This window comes from Paenibacillus sp. J31R120 (assembly GCF_056269225.1).
Genome location: NZ_JBWDNN010000010.1, coordinates 167,003 through 187,022, shown reverse-complemented (window position 1 = coordinate 187,022; position 20,020 = coordinate 167,003). Strand labels below are relative to the sequence as shown.

Below are 20,020 nucleotides of genomic sequence, written 5' to 3'. Positions count from 1 at the left end.
CCGTAATTTATTCAAGCACCGCCGGCACTTTGAATTGACCGTCTTCCTCGTCAGGCGCGTTAAGCAGCACCTTCTCGATCGGAAGCGATTCTTTCTTCACGTCGTCGCGCATGACATTCGTAATCGGCAGCACGTGGCTGGTCGGCTCAACTCCGTCTGTATCCAGCTCGTTCAGCTTCTCTGCATATTTCAATATCGCGTTGAGCTGCTCGGTGAACTGAGCTTTCTCCACATCGCTCAAATCCAGACGGGCCAGATTGGCGACATGCTCAACATCCTTTAATGTTATGCTCATCAGGGTACTCTCCTCTGCAAAAGTCATTCTTTTTATTATAGCCTACATATGCGCCGATCAGCAATGATAGGGTACGGATTGATGCAGGCCCATTCAAAACAAAAAAGACGGAGGGGACCCAAGTCCCAAGCTCCGTCCTTCCGCCTGCGCGAACCGTTGCCAGACGCGGGGCGCAACAGGGTTATGAACCACTGCGCCGATCCGGTCTTATCACTAAATCCACGCCTTCAGGTTAACCTGGCGGATGAAGTCCTCGCGGCTGATGGGCTCCTTGCCCGCATGCTCTTCCTCCGCTTCTTCCTCATCGCCCTTCATAATCCGCTTGAACAGTTCTTCGTTATGCGTGGCAAGCGCATAGTCAATAAGAGTCTCTCGCTCAATGCGGTCTACTTCCAATTGAATCAGCACCTCTTCCAGCTCCACGTCCTCATCCGGAACGAGAAAGTTGCGATTCGCCTTCGGTACCCGCACCACATAGTCAAACACATTGTCTGCATTGCGGTCGTACGCGATTATATAGCCATACTCCCCAATGGGAAGCTTTTGTTCGAAATGGTCAGCCACTATGACAACCTTGGTTCCTAGCTGCAGCATAAGTCTCAACCCCTATTTCATCGTCGCTGTGCTTTTTACTTGTCTATTATCCTACTAGAAATTAATATTCATGTCCAATAGGAGAATCATAGAGTGGAGATTGGAACAGCAACGGGAAGTAAAAGAGGGGTTAATTCCCTTCTCTTCCAAGCTCAAACAGCGCGGAAGGCAGCTTGAACTGCTGGTTGCCAATAAGCAATTGCGTCAGTTCCTCCGCACCGTCCTCGCCCTGCGTTTCCTTAATGACGGAGATTTCCCGGTGCAGGCGCTCCATCTGCAGATCAAGCCGATTGGCGGAGTCAGATGCTTCCTTCAACTCCTGAAGGAGGCTGGATGGAACGGACTGATTGTATTTGTAAAATATTTTATGCTCCAGACTCGCCCAGAAGTCCATCGCAATGGTACGAATTTGAATTTCTACGCAGACGCTCTCCTGCCCGTCCGACATAAAGACCGGGACCTCCACTAGAAGATGAAGACTCCGATACCCGTTAGGCTTCGGATTCTCGATATAGTCCTTCTCCTCATTGACGCGGAGACCGAATTGGTTCGTCAGCATATCGCGAATATGATAGATATCCTTAATGAATGAACAAGTAATGCGAAGTCCTGCGATATCTTTGATTTGATGCTTGATATCCTCCAGCACGAACGGAATGCCTTTGCGGCTAATTTTTCTCATGATACTCTCAAGCGATTTTACTCTTGATTTGGTATGTTCGATCGGATTGTAGTCATGCAGAAATTGAAATTCTTCCTTTAATATCTCTATCTTGGTCTCCAGCTCATTTAGCGCGAACTGATACATCATCATAAACCGTGTAACTTCATTCTTCATCTTCTTGAACTGTTCGAATTGTATTGGCTTCATAACGAATCTCCCTCTATAGGAACGGCAAGCGCCGCCCTTCACTTCGGATGAATCCATCTTAGTATGAATGAGACTGCAATTGCAAATAAGACAACCGGAAACATCCTGTATATGGAAGAAAGGGCATTCCGCTCTGCAGGCGATCTGCAGGCGGAATACCCCTCATGCGCAATATCAAAACGGCTCTGCCGCTATTCGGTCCGCTAAACCTTCTCCAACACTCCGCGATTGTCGGCCGAGCGAATCTCAGCCTCTATAATCTCGAGCGATGCCGCTGCGCTCTCCGGCGTGCACACCTGTACCGGCTGCCCCTTCGTCACAGCTTCCAGGAAGTACTTCATCTCCCTGTAATAGCCCATATCCGCCGGCAGCTCCGCGATGAAGCCGGGCTGATCGTTCGGATTGACGCGAAGCTGATCCCGCTCGAATATCAGATTGCCGCCCTCGAAGTTGATGCGGTAGGACATGGCGAAGCCGAAGTCGCCTTGAAGCGACCAGTCAGCCTGCGCGTTCAGCACCTTGCCGTCCGCATAGATATAGTTGGTCGAGACGCTGTCGTAGGCGCTGCCGGGAATGACATTTCGCGCGATGGAGGATACCCCATCCGGCTTGCCGAACAGCCAGTTGATCATATCCGTATCATGAATATGCATATCCAGCATGCAGCCGCCGCTCAGCTCCCCGTCCAGGAACCAGCCCTGCGGCGTCCCGCTGCCGCGGAAGAAGCTGCCGGACAACACGTTTCCGTAACGCCCATCGGTCACGCATTGCTTGGCATACTCGTAAGCCGGCCAGAAGCGGAGGCATTGTCCAATCATTAACGTCTTGCCCGTCTGCTTGGCCGCCTCGGCCATCCGATGCGCTTCCTCCGACGTGCGGGCGATCGGCTTCTCGCACAAGACATGAATGCCCCGCTGAAGCAACGAAATCGTCAGATCGGCATGAAGAGGTGTCGGCAGTGTAATGTTGACGACATCCAGCTCTTCCTTCTCCAGCATCTCCTCAATACTCTCATACAACTTGTAAGGCGACAGATCGTACACCTCTTGGGCCGTTGCAATGTTGCCCCATGCAGATGCGTTCTTCAGCTCTTCAATACGAGTATCGCATACGGCAACCAGTTGCACCTCTGCTCCTTCGTTCATAAGCCGCACGTAATTGTCAAAGTGCATCCGTCCCATAAAACCAAATCCGATAAGTCCTACTCTAAGCATCCTCATCTCTCCTCATCATGTAGGTTAGGGGCTGGCTTTAATTAGCTGCGGCCCAGAATGGCATCCATTGCTTTGGAAGTATTAAAGATGATTTGATCCGTGTGATGCGTATAAGGCGGGATCATCTCAGCCGTCGCATAGCCCTCATAGCCGATATCCGTTAATGCCTGAACAACTGCAGGATAATCGACATCGCCAGCCAGCAGGTCTACAAACCCGTGCAAGCCGCCGGCCTGTCTTCTGTAGTCCTTGAAATGAACCTTCTTGATCCGGTGGCCCAATATCCGAATCCATTGCTCCGGGTAGCCGCTGTGTACGACGTTCCCCACATCAAAGTAGGAGCCGACAAACGGGGAGTTATGCGCGTCGATGAAACCGCGAAGCTCCAGCGGCGAGAGCAGGAACTTGTTCCACACATTCTCGATGGCGATCGATACGCCTGCTGCTTCCGCATGCGATGCCAGCTTGCCAATCGCCTCCGACGCCCGATCATAAGCACGGTCATAGGACACAACCTCAGAGCCTGGAATAAAATCAACACCTACTGCGCCCGGGATAACCAGAATGGCATCCACGCCAAAAGCCGCAGCCAGCTCCAATTGTTTTTTGCAAATATCGATAGCCTTCTGGCGCTTGCTCTCATCCTCGCTCGTCATGGCGTAATCCCAATACAGTCCCGTCGCAAGTCCCGCGATCTCCAGTCCTTCATCCTCCAGCATCGACTTGATGGCAAGGACATCCTTGTCAGTCGCTTCAAGCCCCAGCTCTCCAGTCCCATTCAACGACAGCTCCAGACCGTCAAAGCCGGCTTTCTTCGCAATCCGGGCGCATTCCAAAATGGTGCGGTCAGCACGGAACGACCAAATGTTAATTCCTTTTTTCATCCGTAGTGCCCCTTCCTCTTTGTCGGATTCCGTTCAGTTGAGATGAACGGTTATTCATGCCATAATACCTTTATAATAACCCCTTAATAACCATTAATATTTAGCGGGAAAAGTTATTATTTGCACAAATCCGTTCAATTGATTGCAGATAATTTAGAGGAGGAGAACGACATGGAGGAGAGCAGTTTTCCGCTGCGGCGCCATGCCCCGGTGAAGGAATGGTCGCCGCGCATCCATTACGCCCAGTTCCAGCGGATGTCCACCGGCTACCTTCCCGAGAGGCGCATCTATGACTTCGAGCTGCTCTATGTAAGCCAAGGCGAAGCGGCCACTACGATGCAGGGCCAGCGTCATGAGCTGTCCGCCGGGCAGCTGATCGTGCTGCCGGCAGGCGTCTACCACCGGAATGAGGCGGTATCCAGTCCGGATACGCGATTTTTGGGCATTCACTTTGATTTCTTCGACGAATTGGATATCCAGACGGAAGCGGATATGATCGTGAGCGAAGATCATGTTCAGCATCACCGCTTTGCGCATGAGGCCGTCGCTGACGGATTCCAGCCGTTATCGCTGCAGCCCGTCTATACGCCAACATTGGCCTGTGTGCAGCTATTGGAGCAATTGGTACAGGAATTTACGCTTCGGCCTATGGGCTATGAGCTGGCCTGCAAGGCTTTAATGCTGAACATCCTGACACATCTGCTCCGGCTGCAGCAGTCCCGCTCCCGCTCGCTCGCTACACAATACAGCGGCAAGCTGATGGAGATTATCGACGAAATGGAGCGTAAGCCTGCCGAGCCATGGTCGAATGCGGGCATTGCCGAACGGATGAATCTCAGTCTCGATCATGCCGCCAAGCTGTTCAAGCAGATGGCCGGCTTGCCGCCCAATGAATTTCTGCATAACGTCCGCCACCGTGAGGCGCGCCGCCTGCTTCGGGAAACCGATCTGTCCGTGGAGCAAATCAGCGAGCAATTGGGCTATTCCGGCATTCACTACTTCAGCCGTCTGTTCCGCAAGCATGAGGGTATATCCGCCACGGAATACCGCAAGCTGTCCCGAGTGCTGTGAGTCCTTCGTTTGGGCCGCAAGCTGCCCATGCAATCTTCTGATACGCGGGATGCGTCTGATTGCGGACATGCAGCACCCATTCGTATGCTTCAGATTCCGCATATGTATAGGCATCTATCACATTCATCTGGGCGCGAACATACACTGATCCTGTCAAAACTCTCTACTGAAAGGCAGGAACTACACGCATGGCTGATTCCTACATGGACTTCACATCGCCGAACACCCAATTTACTTATACACTGTCCGACAATCCTTTTTTCAAAAAAGATGCCCAGAACATCATTAATACGCTGTCGATCAATCAATTGAATACGCTAGGCAATGCATCTCTGCTGGATATCTTCCTAAGCAAAGACAATGTGGTCGAACCTCATATTCATCAGAACGCGACCGAACTCGTGTACTGTATTGCCGGCGGGGCAGTCGTATCGCTCATCAATCCTTTTACGAAAGAGCTGCTGAACTTCACGATCGCGCCTGGCCAAGTCGCTAATGTGCCGCAAGGCTGGTGGCATTATGAGGTGGCCAATCAGGACAACACCCATCTGCTGGCCATCTTCGACGCTCCGGTGCCGGAGGTCATCTTCGGCTCGGATATCTTACGGCTTACGCCTGCCCATGTGCTGGCGCATACCTATTGTCTGGATGAGGCCAAGGTGAAGGATACGCTCGCTCCAATTACAGACACCGTCATCATCGGACCTCCCGCTTCCTGTTCCAAGCAGCATCCGACTCAGATGCAGCCGATGATGAATCACGGCGGCATGAATATGTCACAGATGGCTCCTGCCCCTTATCAGCAAGCGAACCAGAACCAGACCTATCATTATCCGAACCGACCGATCTCCGGCGAATCCGAGAGCTGCTATGCACCGCTGGATCAGCCCTTTCATCCGATTCCATTCCTGTACCGGAGATGGGATTAACGAAGGCCTCAGAGCCATTCGAGGGACTATAAGCAAAGGAGTTACGCCGCATCAGCTGACGTAACTCCTTTATTTGTTCGAGCTATGGAAAAGTAGCTTTAATTTCATACAAAATAGAGGTCCTAAAACAAAATCACATCATCGTCAACGGAATAACGCTTGTCCTCCAGACGCTTTTAGGATTACATTCGAGAACTCCTCAAACGACTGGGCAATGACGTCTTCGTTGATTGATTTCTTCCTCCGAGGCAGGCGGGTTCATCGTGTCGCAGATCGGTTGCGACACCGCTTCGATGTGCTCTAAAATGCCAGCCCAGACATCCTTGACCATTCCTGCTTCACCGCCACCACTATTGTTAGTCTCCATTCGAGGCAAGGTTATATGATAGAACGCATCCTAATCTGCCAAAGAAATCTCATGCTTAGCAAATCGGTCCCTTAGCTCCGCTTCATGCGGAACCCACTCCCAGTCGCTCCATATCGATAGACCTGTGAGCTCGGTTAGCTTGTCTACCGCTTGTGCCGGACTCGTCATGCTTGCGAGCTCATCCATCTCTTCCTGAGGGATATCCAGTGCTTCCCGCAGATGGTCATCATGAAGCCGCTCTTCCTGAAGTCCATACTCGCTTCTGGTCCACTCTTCGCAAAAAATTCGTTCGGCCTGAATCTCTCCATCCTGGAATATGGACAGCTCGAAAATCTCATCATGAATAAATCCGACCGTCATGACTGGCTCTGCGACAAGCCTGGACAGCGATTTGCCGATACGCTTCACCGTCCCCCATACAAAATAGTCATGGAGAACACTGACCCACTTTTCGTTGTTTTCGCTTATATACAGGACAAGCTTGTCCTTATCGGATTCATGGTGTGTCCCCGTTATGTCCGTGTCCCTCTGATCCTCATCCGATAACCCTAACAAGTCAGGGTTCTGTGTCGCTAACGCTCTGAATGCTTCAATCGACTTCTCCAAGCTGTCCGACTTCATATGCAGATTCGCAAATGATCTTCCCAAAGTCTCGCCTCCTGTATTCTGCCGGCAACCCTACGCTTCTTGCAGGCATCATGTTGGTATCTTATTTCCATTATAGGTATTGACCCTCCGCGGTCTACCGACTTTTTACCTGAATTTGGGGGCGTTGGGTCCCGCTTCTTACCCTTATGAAAATAAATAAGAGCCCCAAGCCATATGGCTTGGGGCTCCCGCTACTTGCATAAACCATCCATCCTTATACTGCGTTCACAACAATCTCCTCATCATCATTGCGATTGAACGCTTCGCGGTCGAACTCGCCTTCAGAATTGGCTACAAGGAGCGACGTAACCGTTGTGCCTGTCGCATTGACCGCTGTGCGGCCCATATCGATCAGCGCTTCGACGCCAGCTACTATCGCAATGCCTTCAAGCGGCAGACCAAGCGCCGTCAATACGACCGTCGTCGAGATAACAGCCGGACCCGGCACGCCTGCCACACCGATGGACGAAATGATGCTGACCAGCACTAGAATAATGTAATCCGTCAGGGACAATGTGATGCCGAACAGCTGCGCCGAGAAGACGGCGACGATAGCAGGCCATACCCCGCCGCAGCCGTTGAAGTTGACCGACGCGCCCAGCGGAGCGACGAAGCTCGCAATCCGAGGAGAGACATGCAGCCGCTTTGTAATGACTTCGAGGTTAATCGGAAGCGTAGCATAGCTGCTTCGCGTTGAGAAGGCGACTGCGATCATCGGATAGATTTTGCGGAAGAACTTCAGCGGGTTCACTCTGGCTACCAGCAAGACAAGACCGCCGAAGATAAGCACAAAATGCAAAATCAGAGCCACATAGGAGGATATGATGACACTGCCAAGCTCCGTCAGCGTCTCCCAGCCATAGCGGGCAGTCATGCCTGCGATTAGGGCGAATACGCCGTATGGCGTAAGGCGAATGACGAATTTGACGACCTGGTGAAGGATCTGAGTCAGCGAATGGATCAGATCGCGAACCGGCTTCACCGTTTCTTCGTTTTTGGAGCCTACTTTAATAATGGCAATGGCAATGAAGATCGCGAAGATCAGGACAGGTACAACCTTGCCTTGCGCCGCTTCATTAATCGGATTGGAAGGCACCAGCTCCAGAATAACCTGCGAGAAGGTCGGAATTTCGCGTGCGGCAAATTCAGCCGGAATATCCAGATGCAAGCCTTTGCCCGGATTGAAGGCAAGCGCGACCAGTAGACCGATAATCGAAGCGATTCCCGTTGTTCCAAGGAACCAAGCGAACGTCTTAAAGCCGATTTTCCGCAAATAGTCCAGACTCTTCAGCGACGCGATGCTGTTCAGCACCAGTACGAATACGAGCGGAATAACGAGCATTTTGATCAAGTTAACATAGATGCTGCCGAAGGTCGTAATGCCTTTGATCTCGAATGATTCGAGGCTTTGGAATACGATGCCTGTAATAACTCCGATCCCTAAAGCAATCAATACCCGGGTACCGAATCCAACCCGCTTCCGGGCAAGGAAAAACAACAGCGCAAACACAAAAACGGAAACGACAAAGCTGTACCAATTCGTTTCGATGGCTAGTAACAAGTTGTTATCTATTTTATCCATCCGATTAAACCCTCCTAATCCTATAATTTTTATCGGAATATCGTATTCAATTTACAAACAATAAATGACATTGTCAATCCGTTTTACGAAAAATAATTTTATGGAATGTTATGGGAAATGATGTTTTTCTTTAATTCCGACAAAAACTATAGGAAAAATTAAAATAATCATTGACATCGTGTATCGGTCCGCATACACTAAAGCCAGATACAGTAGGAACAGCCACTTTTATAGGGACTGCGAACGATCAAATTAATCGACTGGATAACCAGAGATTCAATGAGAGCGAGTTTTTGCTCTTGTTGGGTCTTCTTTTTTTGTCCGAATTCATAATAAAGGAGGGTCTAGGGCGGACTGTATCCCTCTCGTACAGCAATTGGCAAGCAACGACTACAAACAAGCTCCTAGCATGGAGCCATCGCGAAAGGAAGGTCTACCAATCATGAAAAAACCAAAGGTAAACAAACTGTCCATTACACTGCTCGCATCTGTCGCCGCGTTCACCGTGCTTACGTATGCAGCCGTATCCGCCAACAAGGCTCAAGAGGAGTCTTCCCATAATGATCCGGGTACGCAAGAGATTGTCGCTGCCGCTGCCAACGAGTCGGAAGCTCCGGCTGCTGAGGAGCCGGTTGCGCCAGTGAACGAACCGTCTCAAGCGGTTGCAACGGAAACGGCTGTAAACGACGCTGCTGTCGAAACAGTGGCACAGGTTGAAGAAACAACGGAAGAAGAAGCTCCTCTTGCAGTTGATGCTCCGGCAGCGCCTGCCGCAAAGACAGCTGTAGAAGCGCCAAAGCAAGAATCGAATAACGGAGCAGCGAAGACATCCGCTCCAGCTCCGGCAGACAATAAGACGGCAGTAGAGACGGCAAAAACCGAGCCTCAGCCATCTGCGGCACCGCAGAAGGAAGCTTCTGCTGCGACAATTCCAGCGAAAGAGAGCAAATCGCCTGCGCCTGCTGCTACGACTGAGCCGAAAGCCGCGCCAGCACCGGCCGTTGAATCCAGCCCAAGCAAATCAATTAATTTCGTCAACAATTCCAATTCGTCCAAACCAGTGACAGTTGCAAAGCAGGAGCCTGCTAAAACGAATAGTTCTTCGGAATCGTCGTCTTCCGGTTCTTCCTCTTCGGGCTCGGCTCCGGCAGCTCCTTCGAAGCCGACGACGCCGGCGCCTGCCACACCTGCGCCAGCGCCATCAACTGGCGGCGATAGCAGCTCGGAAGAAGAATGCTAATCCCATTACAATCAGAGGAGAGATACAACTATGCAAAAGCGCAGCTTTAAAACAATACTAACGTTGTTATTGGCGCTCACTCTGGTGCTGCCGGCGGTCTCCGCCGGCCCTGCCAGCGCAGCGGACAACGCTCCTGCGAAAGTCGCCAAGTACGGCACTTATACCTCCTATTTCTCCGACTCATACAGCGAGCTGGCTGGCAAGTCGAACGTATTCGAAACCTTGACTTACCACCAGCTGTGGAACTTGTTCAATTCAGACGGTACATACGTCGTTCTGTTCGGTGGCGCGTGGAGCGATCACACGCAATCCGTCATTGGTTACATCAATGATGTAGCGAAAGAATACGGCGTTAAAGCAATCTACAACTTCGATACGAGATTGGACGGGGACACGGCTTCCGCCGATATTGCGGACAGCAGCAGCCCGGATACATACCGCAAGCGTTATGTGGAGCTGGTGAACCAGCATTTGACGAACCTTGAGCTTGAAGGCGCGGCCAAAATCTCCTATACCGTCGGCGCCCAATCTGGCGAGGCCGACCGTATCGAATCACCTTATCTGTTCGTCTATAACCGGACCAACGGCGATGGAGCAGCCCCGATCGTATCGGACTTGCAGGAGCTTCTGACCGAGGCAGACTTCCAGACCGATGGCAAGATCGATCCTGCCAAGGTGGAAGCCTATAAGGCAAAGGTACGCGAGGTATTCGATCCGATCTCCAAGGAAACGGACGGCAAGAAGGCAGCCATCCACTCCCTGATCGATAACGAAAGCTATTTCAGATCCACTTACAATGCAGCGGCGGGCCGAACGGTCTTCACAGGCAGCCGCGTTGTATTCCAGACTGTCACGTATGACGAGCTGAAAAAGCTGCAAGAGAGCTCCGGCGACTATGCCATCCTGTACGGCGGTCCTTGGTGCCCGAACACGCAGCCGGTCATCGATCTGATTAACCAATGGGCGATTGACGAAGGCATTCAGACGGTCTATACATGGGATACAAGACTGGACAACGGCTTTGACCCGGTCACAAAAGAATTCAAGAGCGCTGAGCTTCATGTGCGCGACGTGAATCATCCCAATGCCCGTATCTATGTCGATCTGGTCAATCAGTATTTGACGAACATCACGACAGCGAACAGCAAGCATGCGAACGGCAATCCCGCTGCACCGCCAGAGACGCCTAGCGGCAGCTATCTGATCTGGTCCGGCGAAGGCGAGGGCAGAGTCTATGCGAAGCGCCTGCAAGTACCTTATGTATTCACGTATAACAAAGACAATGTCGACTCTACTGGCACTTCCGCTCCAATCTACGGACATGTTGAACTGATGTACACTTGGACTAACATTGAAGAAGGCCATACAAGCGGCAACCGCGACCGTTTCAACAAAGCGCTGAATCTGCTGTCTACCAGACAAGAGTCGGTACCGACTGATCTGACTACGGTCAATGCTTCTTCGTCCAGCGCCAAAAATGGCCAAATTAAAGGCGTATCCGAAGCGCTGGAATACAAAGCGAACGGTTCCGATGCTTACCTGCCTGTAGAAGGCACATCCATCACAGGTCTGGCGGCTGGAACCTACCAAGTCCGCTACAGGGCAAAAACAGGTTATAATGCAGGCGCTACAGAGCCTACAGAACATTATTATGCAGCCGGACAAACGGTGGATGTCATTGTGAGAGCGAACTCGGGCTCCCCGGGAAGCGGAGACCCAGGTCCTTCAACTCCATCTCCGGAGCCAACTACAACACCTGAACAATCGGGCAGCAATGGCAAGCCTGTTGCCGTGACGCTCCCTGCAAGCAAGGATGCAACAACCGGGATCACGGTTGCGGTTGTAAGCGAAGAGGAAGCTGCGAAGCTGATTGAGGTTGCGAAGCAGGATGCGGCGGCGGGCAAGCCGACTGCTGTAGAGCTGAATGTGAAAGCCGACTCTGCTGAAGGCACGACGCAAGTGACGCTGACACGCGAGGACTACAACAAGCTGATTGCCGGCTCCAATGTGGAGCTGAAGGTAAATGTAGGGTTAGCCTCCATTGTGTTCGATTCCGCAGCCTTGAAAGCGATCGGCGAGTCGAAGGATACGGGCGACATCAGCTTTATTATCGCCAAGTCCTCGCTCACAGAGGATGGCAAGCAAGTGCTCGGCGACAGACCGGTCTATGACCTGAGCGTATTCGCCGGCGAAACATCCGTATCGGAATTCGGCGGAAGCGAAGTGTGGGTCAGCATCCCTTACCGTCTGCAAGCTGGCGAGGATGCGCAAGCCATTATCGTCTACCATGTCACAGATGAAGGCGAGCTGCATACGGTGCGCGGTCAATATTCCGCTGCTGCGGGAGCTGTAGAATTCACGACAACTCACTTCTCGCAATACATTATCGGTTACAACAAAGTGACATTCACCGATGTCCCCGCAGGCGCTTGGTATGGTAATGCCGTCACTTTCCTCGCTGCCAGAGACGTGACGAACGGCTCGGGGAACGGCGAATACAATCCAGGAGCAGCCATTACACGAGGACAATTCATCGTCCTGTTGCTGAAAGCATACGGAATTGAAGCGGATGCTGCGAATGCAGCCAACTTCTCCGACGCCGGCAACACGTATTACACCGGCTACCTGGCTGCCGCGAAGCGCCTGGGCATTACGACAGGCACAGGCGACAATCAGTTCAAGCCGAACGACCTGATCACACGTCAGGATCTGTTCACGCTGCTGTACCGTGCGCTTGAGGTTCTGAAGGAAGTGCCGGCGAAGCAATCGAATGCTTCCACGGCGGACTTCAGCGATGCGGATCAAATCGCAGCGTACGCTCAGAAAGCGTTCGAGACGTTTGTGGCTAGCGGAGTCGTATCCGGCAGCGACGGCCAGCTGTTGCCAAAAGCGAATACGACAAGAGCGCAAGTCGCTCAAGTGCTGTACAATTTGCTGGCATCAAATTAATTCCTTCTATATAGAAGGTTCTCTACCAAACGATTGAACAATTTTAGTATGATTGCACAACAGGCAGCCCTCGGCTGCCTGTTGTTTTTGCTGTTCATAAAGTGCAACGTTAAAGAGGCAATATCATGGCATCGTCGCTCCAATTGCGTTCTTTTCGCTGAATACGGGCATTTAGCGCTTTAATCGGATAAATCTCCGCAAGTGTGCAGAAAACGCTTGCCAATTACTAAGGAAGTCTGTAGAATCATCAAAGGAATTTGTCGAATTTCATTAAAACTTCAAGGAGAATGATCTATGAGTAAAACGATCGGCGTCCACGAAAGACCGCCAGCCGTCCCAAGCCTTCTGCTCAGTCTGCAGCATCTATTCGCGATGTTCGGCTCGACGGTACTCGTACCCAACATTTTTAAGATCGATCCCGCCATCTGCTTGCTGATGAACGGTATCGGCACCCTGCTGTACATTCTCGTTACAAAAGGCAAGATCCCGGCTTATCTGGGTTCCAGCTTCGCCTTCCTCGGACCTGGCGGCGCGATTATCGCCAGTGAAGCGGCAGGCGGCGGCTATGCGGCAGCGCTTGGCGGCTTCATCGCGGCAGGCGTTATCTTCACCGTTCTGGCCTTCATTATTCAAGTGGCCGGCACGGAATGGCTGAACGTTGTCTTCCCTCCTGCGGCTATGGGCGCGATCGTCGCGATTATCGGTCTTGAGCTTGTGCCAGTTGCAGCTAAAATGGCCGGTTATATTCCTGGCGATAAGGATGATCCTCTTACTTGGGTGATGAATCCCAATCTCGTCATCATATCGACAGCAACACTAGCTGTTACGGTTCTCGGTTCGGTGCTATTCCGCGGTTTCATGAGAATTATCCCGATCCTGTTCGGCATCATCTTCGGCTACGTACTGGCTTACTTCATGAAGGAAACCAACTTCGACAATGTGGCCGATGCTTCCGTCTTCACCAGCCCGACCTTTACATTCCCTGAGTTTCACTGGTCGGCGATTATAGCGATCGCTCCGGTCGCGCTGGTTGTTATCGCTGAGCATATCGGCCACTTGATCGTAACAGGCAATATTGTGGGCAAGGATCTGACCAAAGACCCCGGCTTGCATCGTTCAATGCTCGGCAACGGGATCTCCACCATTCTGTCCGGCTTTGTCGGCTCCACGCCGAATACAACCTACGGCGAGAATATCGGCGTACTGGCGATCACGAGAGTCTACTCTACTTTCGTCATCGGCGGCGCAGCGGTGATCGCCATCGTCCTGTCGTTCTCCGGCAAGTTCTCCGCGCTTGTATCCGGTATTCCTACCCCGGTTATGGGCGGCGTATCGCTGTTGCTCTTCGGCGTTATCGCAGCCTCCGGCTTGCGGATGCTGGTGGAATCGAAGGTCGACTACAGCAAACCGACCAATCTGTTCCTTACAACTGTCGTTCTGGTCATCGGCCTGAGCGGCGTGAAGCTTACGTTCGGTGACGTATCCTTCAGCGGCATGTCGCTGGCGACAATCGTAGCGATCGTGCTTAGCCTGCTGTTCAAGCTCTTCGAAGTGCTTCGCATGACGAACGACGACGACGCAGCCGCTCATTAATAGGACAAGCTGCCCTGCCAGTGAACCTTCGGGTTCACCGGCAGGGCTTTTTCGTATTATCGAAACGAAACAGGTCCGGCAATCGTATGTAAAGTCATATATCGATGAATTTGGAACATGTTGTTCGTTCTGTAAGGAGGTATGCCCTATGTCCGGATTCGGACTACTTGGTTTGCTTATGCTGCTTATTATGTTCATGCTGTTTCTTCTGAATATCGCCTCCAGCGTATGGGCCTATCGCGATGCAAGACGGTTGGGCAAAAACAATGAATACGCTTTACTCGTTCTTGTCGGCACGATTGTGTTCCCCGTTGTAGGCTTCATTATTTATTTGGTTATCCGCAAAGACTAACCCGCTCCCCACCTTTGCGCTTCTGCCACATCATCCTCTCGTGTAATACCTGAAGCTTCCAGTCACAAGCGTCTCGTCCAATCATCGCGGCCGATGGGCCGCATCCTTTCTCCTTCCTCGCCGTCTGCAATTTCACAATCTTGCTTTTCCATCTTATACAGCGTACATTCGTTCCGTCTTTCCGCTATACTAGGAGCAGAAGGAGTGAGACGGATGGCGAAAGAGCCAAATGATCGATTAACGACTAGTCTGGCAGCTCATGCTCATAAAAGACGACCCGGCATCATCTCCGAGGAGCAATGGACCGCCATCTGTGTGAATGACGGCTCCTATGACGGGCGGTTCTATTATGCGGTGCGAACAACGGGCATCTATTGCAGACCTTCCTGCAAATCCAGACCCCCGAAGCGAAGCAACGCGGAGGTCTTCCCCACTTCAGCAGACGCCGTCTCTGCCGGCTACCGGCCTTGCAAACGCTGCAAGCCTGCTGGCGAACGTCTGCCTGACGAGGAATGGTCAGCTCAAATTGCCGCATATGTGGACCGGCATTATATGGAGGAGCTTGATCTTGCGACGCTGGGCGAGATTTGCCACGGCAGTTCCTATCATCTGCATCGCACGTTCAAGAGAACAACGGGTATGACGCCACTTGCTTATATTCAGCAAATTCGGATGCAGCATGCTGCAAGACTGCTAGCCGAAACGGACAGCCCGGTATCCCGCATAGGCGAGCTCGTCGGCATTCGCAATACGCCTTACTTTATTACCTTGTTCAAGAAAACAAACGGATTGACGCCTGCCGTATTCAGGCAGCGGCAGCATATAGGAGGGATATGAGGATGGCAACACTGACGCGAACTCGCGAACAAACCGTTTACGGAGCGCTGCTTGAGCACGGCAGCTGGAGTGTGCCGATTGGGGCTACCGAGAACGGGCTATGCTGCGTAGGAGCAATCGGAGAATCACTAGAGGATTTGATCCGGCGCGAATCTTCCCGCTACGAGGCGTCACATTGGGTGCGAGATGACGACAAGCTTAAGGTGTATATGAACCAGCTTAAGCAATATTGGGACGGAGAGCGCCTATCGTTTTCGTTCCCGCATGATGTCAAGGGAACGCCCTTCCAGCAAGCCATCTGGGAGGCGCTACAGGCCATACCATACGGCGCTACAGTCTCCTATTCGGATATTGCACAAGCGATCGGCAAGCCCGCAGCGGTACGGGCGGTCGGAAGCGCGATTGGAGCCAATCCCGTGCTGATCACCGTCCCATGCCATCGTGTCGTGGGCAAAAACGGCGCGCTCACAGGTTACCGCGGCGGCCTCCCGATGAAAACCAAACTATTGGAGCTGGAGCATGAACATGCGAACCGGGCTTTATTATAAACAACCAAAAACCGTACTGAACAAAGGGACAGGCTTCCTCTCCGGCTACACCCATTCGCTTAACCCGTATGCGGGCTGCGCGTTCGCTTGTTCCTATTGCTACGTCAGAGGCATGCCCGTCTCTCTCTTCCGTCAGCAGGAATGGGGGACATGGGTCGACGTCAAGCAAGGCGCGGCGGAGGTGCTTCGGCGCCAGCTTCGCACGGCGAAGAAAAGGGGCCCTGTCACCATCTTCATGTCATCGAGCACAGATCCCTATCAGCCCGCCGAATATGGAGAGAGGGTCACAAGGTCGCTGCTGGAGACGATGGCCCAGGAACCGCCGGACTTTCTGCTCGTACAGACGCGCAGCCCGCTGGTCACGCGCGATATCGACTTGCTGAAGCGGCTGGGAGATCGGGTGCGCGTCAGCATGACGATCGAGACGGACCGCGAGGATATGCGCAAGCTGTTCTCTCCGTCGGCTCCTCCTATTGCCGCGCGACTGCGGGTGCTGGCTTCGTTAAGCGAAGCAGGCATTGCCACGCAAGCGGCAATCGCCCCGCTTCTTCCTAGCAGCGAGAGCTTTCCTCGCCTGCTTCGCCAAGCGACCAGGCGCGTATGCATCGACGACTACTTCAACGGCGATGGCAGCGGCGGCAAGCGGACGCAGCGGCTGGGTCTGGAAGCTCTATATCGTAAGCATGGCTTATCGGAATGGTACCATCCGGAGGCTTTGCAGCTTGTAATCGAGCGCATCCGCCAGGAATTCCGGGATGGCGAATGGCTCGTTAGCCAAGAGGGCTTCGAGCCGTAACAGGGAGCCATTACAGCTTCTCGTATCCTTATCGCGAGAAGCTTTCAGTCAGGCGGAAGAATGCTTTTAGCATATCAGGATAAGGGTTGAGCAAATAGAAAGAGCGGCATCCAATGGATGCCGCTCTTATCTTTATAAGAAAAAACTCGCAATAATGCCGCCTAACGCCGCCAGCGTGCTTATGGCGCCGCCGAATCGAGTGGAGAGTAAGTAGAGAGCGGAAGGCTCGGTCGCATCATTGGACTTCCACGCCTCGGAAATGGCCCATATCCATTGCGGCTGAATGAGCATTACAAGCCCTTAAGGCAATAACAGGATCGAGAGAATGAACAACATTCGAACAGCCTCCTCCTACTATGAACCATATACCGCGCTCATAACTATTGCTTGGCAGCCTCGCAGAACTGGCGCAGCGCCTGCTCCACAATAAACCGCGGACAAGCCAGATTAACGCGCAGCCAGCCTTCGCCCTCTACGCCGAACATAGAGCCTTCGTTGAACGCAACTTTTGCTTTCTTATGCATCAGCTGCTTGAGGCCGTTCTTGTCAAGGCCAAGCGCACGGCAATCCAGCCACAACAGATAAGTGCCGTCTGGCTTCATTGGCTTCACTTGCGGCAGATGCTCCTCCAGATAAGCGAGCGCATAATCTAGATTGCCCTTCACGTAGACAAGCAAATCTTCCAGCCATGCCTCGCCTTCATTATAAGCCGCCACAACCGCATCCTGCGCGAAGTGCTGCGCCATATGAATACTCAGCGTCTTGATCCGCTTATCAAGGCGCGCTCTCATCCCGCTGTTCTGCACGACCATAAAGGAGGTATGAAGGCCCGGCAGATTAAAGGTTTTGGTCGCAGCCAGGCACGTAATCGTAATGTCTGCAAGCTCATCCGACAGCGTCGCGAACGGCACATGCTCATGGCCGGGGAAGATCAGATCGCAATGAATCTCGTCCGAGACGACAATAACGCCATAACGAAGACAGAGCTCGCCCAGTGCCAGCAGCTCGTCCCGGCTCCATACTCGCCCGCCCGGATTGTGAGGGTTGCAGAATAGCAGCAGCTTCGCGCCGTCGCGGAACAGAGACTCCAGATGCTCCAAGTCCATCTCGTAGCGGCCGTCCCGATTGATTAGCGGATTAAGGGCCAAGACGCGCTCGTTGCTCTCGACGACATCGTAGAATGGATAGTAGACTGGCGTCTGTATAACGACTTTATCGCCAGGCGCAGTGAACTGCTCGACAGCCAGGCTCAGCGTCGTGACGACACTTGGGCTGTCGACAATCCAGTTTTTCTCGATCTTCCAATGATGTCTGCGCTGGAACCAGCTCATAATGGCGTCAAAATAATCATCCGTACGGATCGCATAACCGTATGCTCCAAGCTCTACCCGCTTGTGCAGAACCTCTCTTACAGCTGGAGGGCTTGGAAAGTCCATATCAGCCACCCATAGTGGCAAAATATCCTTATCTCCGAATAGTGGGCCTACTTGATCCCACTTGTAGGAACGCGAATTTTTACGATCAATCAACTCATCAAAAGAATAAGACAAAGCTATCACCCCGTCGTTGTTATCGCTCCTCATGCCCGAGCTGGTCTATTTCTCTATCTTAACCATTCCTCTATCTGAAATCAAAGAAAATCAGCAGCAGCAAAAGATCGCCATCTTCTGCCGCATGAAGCGAACGAGATGGCGATCTGTACATAATCGGGTAGGTTAGTCGAATGCCGGGATAACTGCTCCTTTGTAGGTATCGCTAATAAAGGTTTCCACATCCGGCGATTTCAAAGCCTTAACTAGCTTCTGTATGGCGTCACTGTCCTTATTGTCCGCCCGGACGGCCAATATATTGACATAAGGGGAGTCCTTGTCCTCGATAAAAAGCGCATCCTGCGTCGGATTAAGGTCAGCTTCCAGCGCGAAGTTGGTATTGATCGCCGCGATGTCCACCTCATCCAGCACCCGCGGCAGCGTAGCTGCTTCCAGCTCCACAAACTTGAAGCCGCGCGGATTGTTCTTAATATCCGATACCGTCGCTTCGACGCCGGCGCTCTCATCCAGCTCAATCAAGCCATGCTGCGCCAGCAGGATGAGCGAGCGGCCGCCGTTGGTCGGATCATTCGGAATGGCGATTTTGGCCCCGTCCTTCAGTTCATCGATCGATTTGATTTTATGTGAGTAGACGCCGAAGGGCTCAATATGAACGCCGGCTGCCTTCACCAGATCATAGCCGCGATCCTTATTGAATTGAACAAGATAAGGCTCATGCTGAAAGAAATTCGCGTCTAGCTGCTTCTCGTACAATTGCACATTGGGCTGAATATAGTCGTTGAATTCCACGACCTCCAGCGTGACGCCCTGCTCCTTGAGCACGGGGATCAAATGGTTCAAGATGGCGGCATGCGGCACCGGCGAGACGCCAACCTTGAGCTTGACGCTCTCTCCTTGCGGCTGGCCGCCTTCCGTGCCGGGGGACGGCGAAGCGCCGCCCGTTCCGTTGTTCGCTCCATTGTTGCCGCAAGCTGCCAGCATCAGAGCCAGCAGACATAGAATCAGCATTTTAATCGAATCGTTTCTCATGTGTACCTTCACCTATTTCTTATGGAATGGTTGGATCGTTACCTTCGGCTGAACGTCCGGACCAGCATATCGCCCACCGTTTGCAAGATTTGAACCAGAATAAGCAGTAAAACGACAGTTACGATCATGACATCCAGACGGAAGCGCTGGTAGCCGAAGCGCAAGGCAAGATCGCCTAGCCCGCCGCCGCCAATTACGCCAGACATCGCGGTATAGGAGACAAGCGTAACAGCCGTTATCGTAATCGCCGCAATCAACCCCGTTCGAGCCTCCCGAAGCAGCACATGCAGCACAATCATGCCCTTCGAGGCTCCCATGGCAGTCGCCGCCTCGACGACTCCCTTGTCAACCTCACGCAAGGAGGTTTCCACCAGCCGGGCGAAGAATGGAGCGGCTGCTACGACCAGCGGCGGTATCGCTCCCTTCACGCCAATAGACGTGCCCACGATTATTTTCGTAACCGGCATGATCAGAATCATCAGGATGACAAACGGAACGGAGCGCAGCACGTTCACGATAACCGACAGTATGCCGTACAACGCCCTATTCTGCAGCAGTTGGCCTTCAGAGAACAGGAACAGCACAATGCCCAGCAGTAGCCCCAATATAACTGTGAACAACAAAGAGAATACGAGCATATACATGGTTTCATTCGAAGCTTTGAAGACGTC

20 protein-coding genes are annotated in these 20,020 nt (G+C 52.4%); 9 read left to right on the top strand and 11 right to left on the bottom strand.

The features are described 5' to 3' along the window. Positions 1-7 precede the first annotated feature (7 nt). From gatC to AC0YNW_RS26055, 5 genes are all read right to left on the bottom strand, one after another. Complete coding sequence (gatC, locus tag AC0YNW_RS26075; protein ID WP_475834395.1) at positions 8-295, bottom strand: Asp-tRNA(Asn)/Glu-tRNA(Gln) amidotransferase subunit GatC; 288 nt, start codon at positions 293-295, stop codon at positions 8-10. Positions 296-508: 213 nt separating this feature from the next. Next, positions 509-889 carry an ATPase gene (locus tag AC0YNW_RS26070; protein WP_475834394.1) on the bottom strand — a complete coding sequence of 127 codons (381 nt, stop codon included), beginning with the start codon at positions 887-889 and terminating at the stop codon, positions 509-511. Positions 890-1,019: 130 nt separating this feature from the next. Next, entirely contained in the window at positions 1,020-1,760 is a 741-nt protein-coding gene (locus AC0YNW_RS26065) for a GTP pyrophosphokinase (protein ID WP_475834393.1), read from the bottom strand. Between the two features lie 203 nt (positions 1,761-1,963). Beyond that, on the bottom strand, positions 1,964-2,974 hold the full coding sequence (locus AC0YNW_RS26060; protein ID WP_475834392.1) for a Gfo/Idh/MocA family protein: 1,011 nt from the start codon (positions 2,972-2,974) through the stop codon (positions 1,964-1,966). Positions 2,975-3,015: 41 nt separating this feature from the next. Further along, positions 3,016-3,858: a sugar phosphate isomerase/epimerase family protein gene (locus tag AC0YNW_RS26055; protein ID WP_475834391.1), complete on the bottom strand. Its 843-nt coding sequence runs from the start codon at positions 3,856-3,858 to the stop codon at positions 3,016-3,018. 171 nt (positions 3,859-4,029) lie between these two features. Here AC0YNW_RS26055 and AC0YNW_RS26050 point away from each other — a divergent pair, with 171 nt between their 5' ends. Together AC0YNW_RS26050 and AC0YNW_RS26045 are read left to right on the top strand one after the other, a co-directional pair. Continuing rightward, positions 4,030-4,929 (top strand): AraC family transcriptional regulator, encoded by a 900-nt coding sequence (locus tag AC0YNW_RS26050; protein ID WP_475834390.1) that lies wholly within the window; start codon positions 4,030-4,032, stop codon positions 4,927-4,929. A 188-nt stretch (positions 4,930-5,117) separates the two neighbouring features. After that, the gene (locus tag AC0YNW_RS26045) at positions 5,118-5,858 is read left to right on the top strand and encodes a cupin domain-containing protein (protein ID WP_475834389.1); all 741 of its coding nucleotides are present in this window, start codon (positions 5,118-5,120) and stop codon (positions 5,856-5,858) included. A gap of 397 nt (positions 5,859-6,255) precedes the next feature. Here AC0YNW_RS26045 and AC0YNW_RS26040 read toward each other — a convergent pair whose 3' ends face one another. Next, a complete protein-coding gene (locus tag AC0YNW_RS26040) occupies positions 6,256-6,873 on the bottom strand; it encodes a hypothetical protein (protein WP_475834388.1) in 618 nt (205 codons plus the stop codon). A 214-nt stretch (positions 6,874-7,087) separates the two neighbouring features. Beyond that, the gene (locus AC0YNW_RS26035) at positions 7,088-8,455 is read right to left on the bottom strand and encodes a dicarboxylate/amino acid:cation symporter (RefSeq protein WP_387479742.1); all 1,368 of its coding nucleotides are present in this window, start codon (positions 8,453-8,455) and stop codon (positions 7,088-7,090) included. A gap of 442 nt (positions 8,456-8,897) precedes the next feature. Between AC0YNW_RS26035 and AC0YNW_RS26030 the strand changes: the two genes are divergently transcribed. From AC0YNW_RS26030 to AC0YNW_RS26000, 7 genes are all read left to right on the top strand, one after another. Beyond that, a complete protein-coding gene (locus tag AC0YNW_RS26030) occupies positions 8,898-9,695 on the top strand; it encodes a hypothetical protein (protein WP_475834387.1) in 798 nt (265 codons plus the stop codon). 30 nt (positions 9,696-9,725) lie between these two features. Beyond that, positions 9,726-12,644: an S-layer homology domain-containing protein gene (locus AC0YNW_RS26025; RefSeq protein ID WP_475834386.1), complete on the top strand. Its 2,919-nt coding sequence runs from the start codon at positions 9,726-9,728 to the stop codon at positions 12,642-12,644. A gap of 294 nt (positions 12,645-12,938) precedes the next feature. Beyond that, entirely contained in the window at positions 12,939-14,237 is a 1,299-nt protein-coding gene (gene uraA / locus AC0YNW_RS26020) for a uracil permease (RefSeq protein WP_387479745.1), read from the top strand. Between the two features lie 148 nt (positions 14,238-14,385). After that, positions 14,386-14,589 (top strand): PLDc N-terminal domain-containing protein, encoded by a 204-nt coding sequence (locus tag AC0YNW_RS26015; protein WP_387479746.1) that lies wholly within the window; start codon positions 14,386-14,388, stop codon positions 14,587-14,589. Positions 14,590-14,802: 213 nt separating this feature from the next. Then, positions 14,803-15,426, top strand: a complete 624-nt coding sequence (locus AC0YNW_RS26010; protein ID WP_475834385.1) for a bifunctional transcriptional activator/DNA repair enzyme AdaA — start codon at positions 14,803-14,805, stop codon at positions 15,424-15,426. A gap of 11 nt (positions 15,427-15,437) precedes the next feature. Beyond that, positions 15,438-15,974: a methylated-DNA--[protein]-cysteine S-methyltransferase gene (locus AC0YNW_RS26005; protein WP_475834407.1), complete on the top strand. Its 537-nt coding sequence runs from the start codon at positions 15,438-15,440 to the stop codon at positions 15,972-15,974. Continuing rightward, complete coding sequence (locus AC0YNW_RS26000; protein WP_475834406.1) at positions 15,952-16,770, top strand: SPL family radical SAM protein; 819 nt, start codon at positions 15,952-15,954, stop codon at positions 16,768-16,770. Before AC0YNW_RS26005 ends, AC0YNW_RS26000 begins: the two co-directional genes overlap by 23 nt. 132 nt (positions 16,771-16,902) lie before the next feature. Here AC0YNW_RS26000 and AC0YNW_RS25995 read toward each other — a convergent pair whose 3' ends face one another. The 4 genes from AC0YNW_RS25995 to AC0YNW_RS25980 all read right to left on the bottom strand — a co-directional run bounded on the left by AC0YNW_RS25995 (position 16,903) and on the right by AC0YNW_RS25980 (position 19,993). Continuing rightward, complete coding sequence (locus AC0YNW_RS25995; protein WP_475834384.1) at positions 16,903-17,061, bottom strand: DUF6199 family natural product biosynthesis protein; 159 nt, start codon at positions 17,059-17,061, stop codon at positions 16,903-16,905. An 89-nt stretch (positions 17,062-17,150) separates the two neighbouring features. Next, on the bottom strand, positions 17,151-18,320 hold the full coding sequence (locus tag AC0YNW_RS25990; RefSeq protein ID WP_475834383.1) for a MalY/PatB family protein: 1,170 nt from the start codon (positions 18,318-18,320) through the stop codon (positions 17,151-17,153). 165 nt (positions 18,321-18,485) lie between these two features. Continuing rightward, the gene (locus tag AC0YNW_RS25985) at positions 18,486-19,349 is read right to left on the bottom strand and encodes a MetQ/NlpA family ABC transporter substrate-binding protein (protein WP_475834382.1); all 864 of its coding nucleotides are present in this window, start codon (positions 19,347-19,349) and stop codon (positions 18,486-18,488) included. A gap of 38 nt (positions 19,350-19,387) precedes the next feature. Beyond that, positions 19,388-19,993 (bottom strand): methionine ABC transporter permease, encoded by a 606-nt coding sequence (locus AC0YNW_RS25980; protein ID WP_387479880.1) that lies wholly within the window; start codon positions 19,991-19,993, stop codon positions 19,388-19,390. Positions 19,994-20,020: the final 27 nt, after the last annotated feature.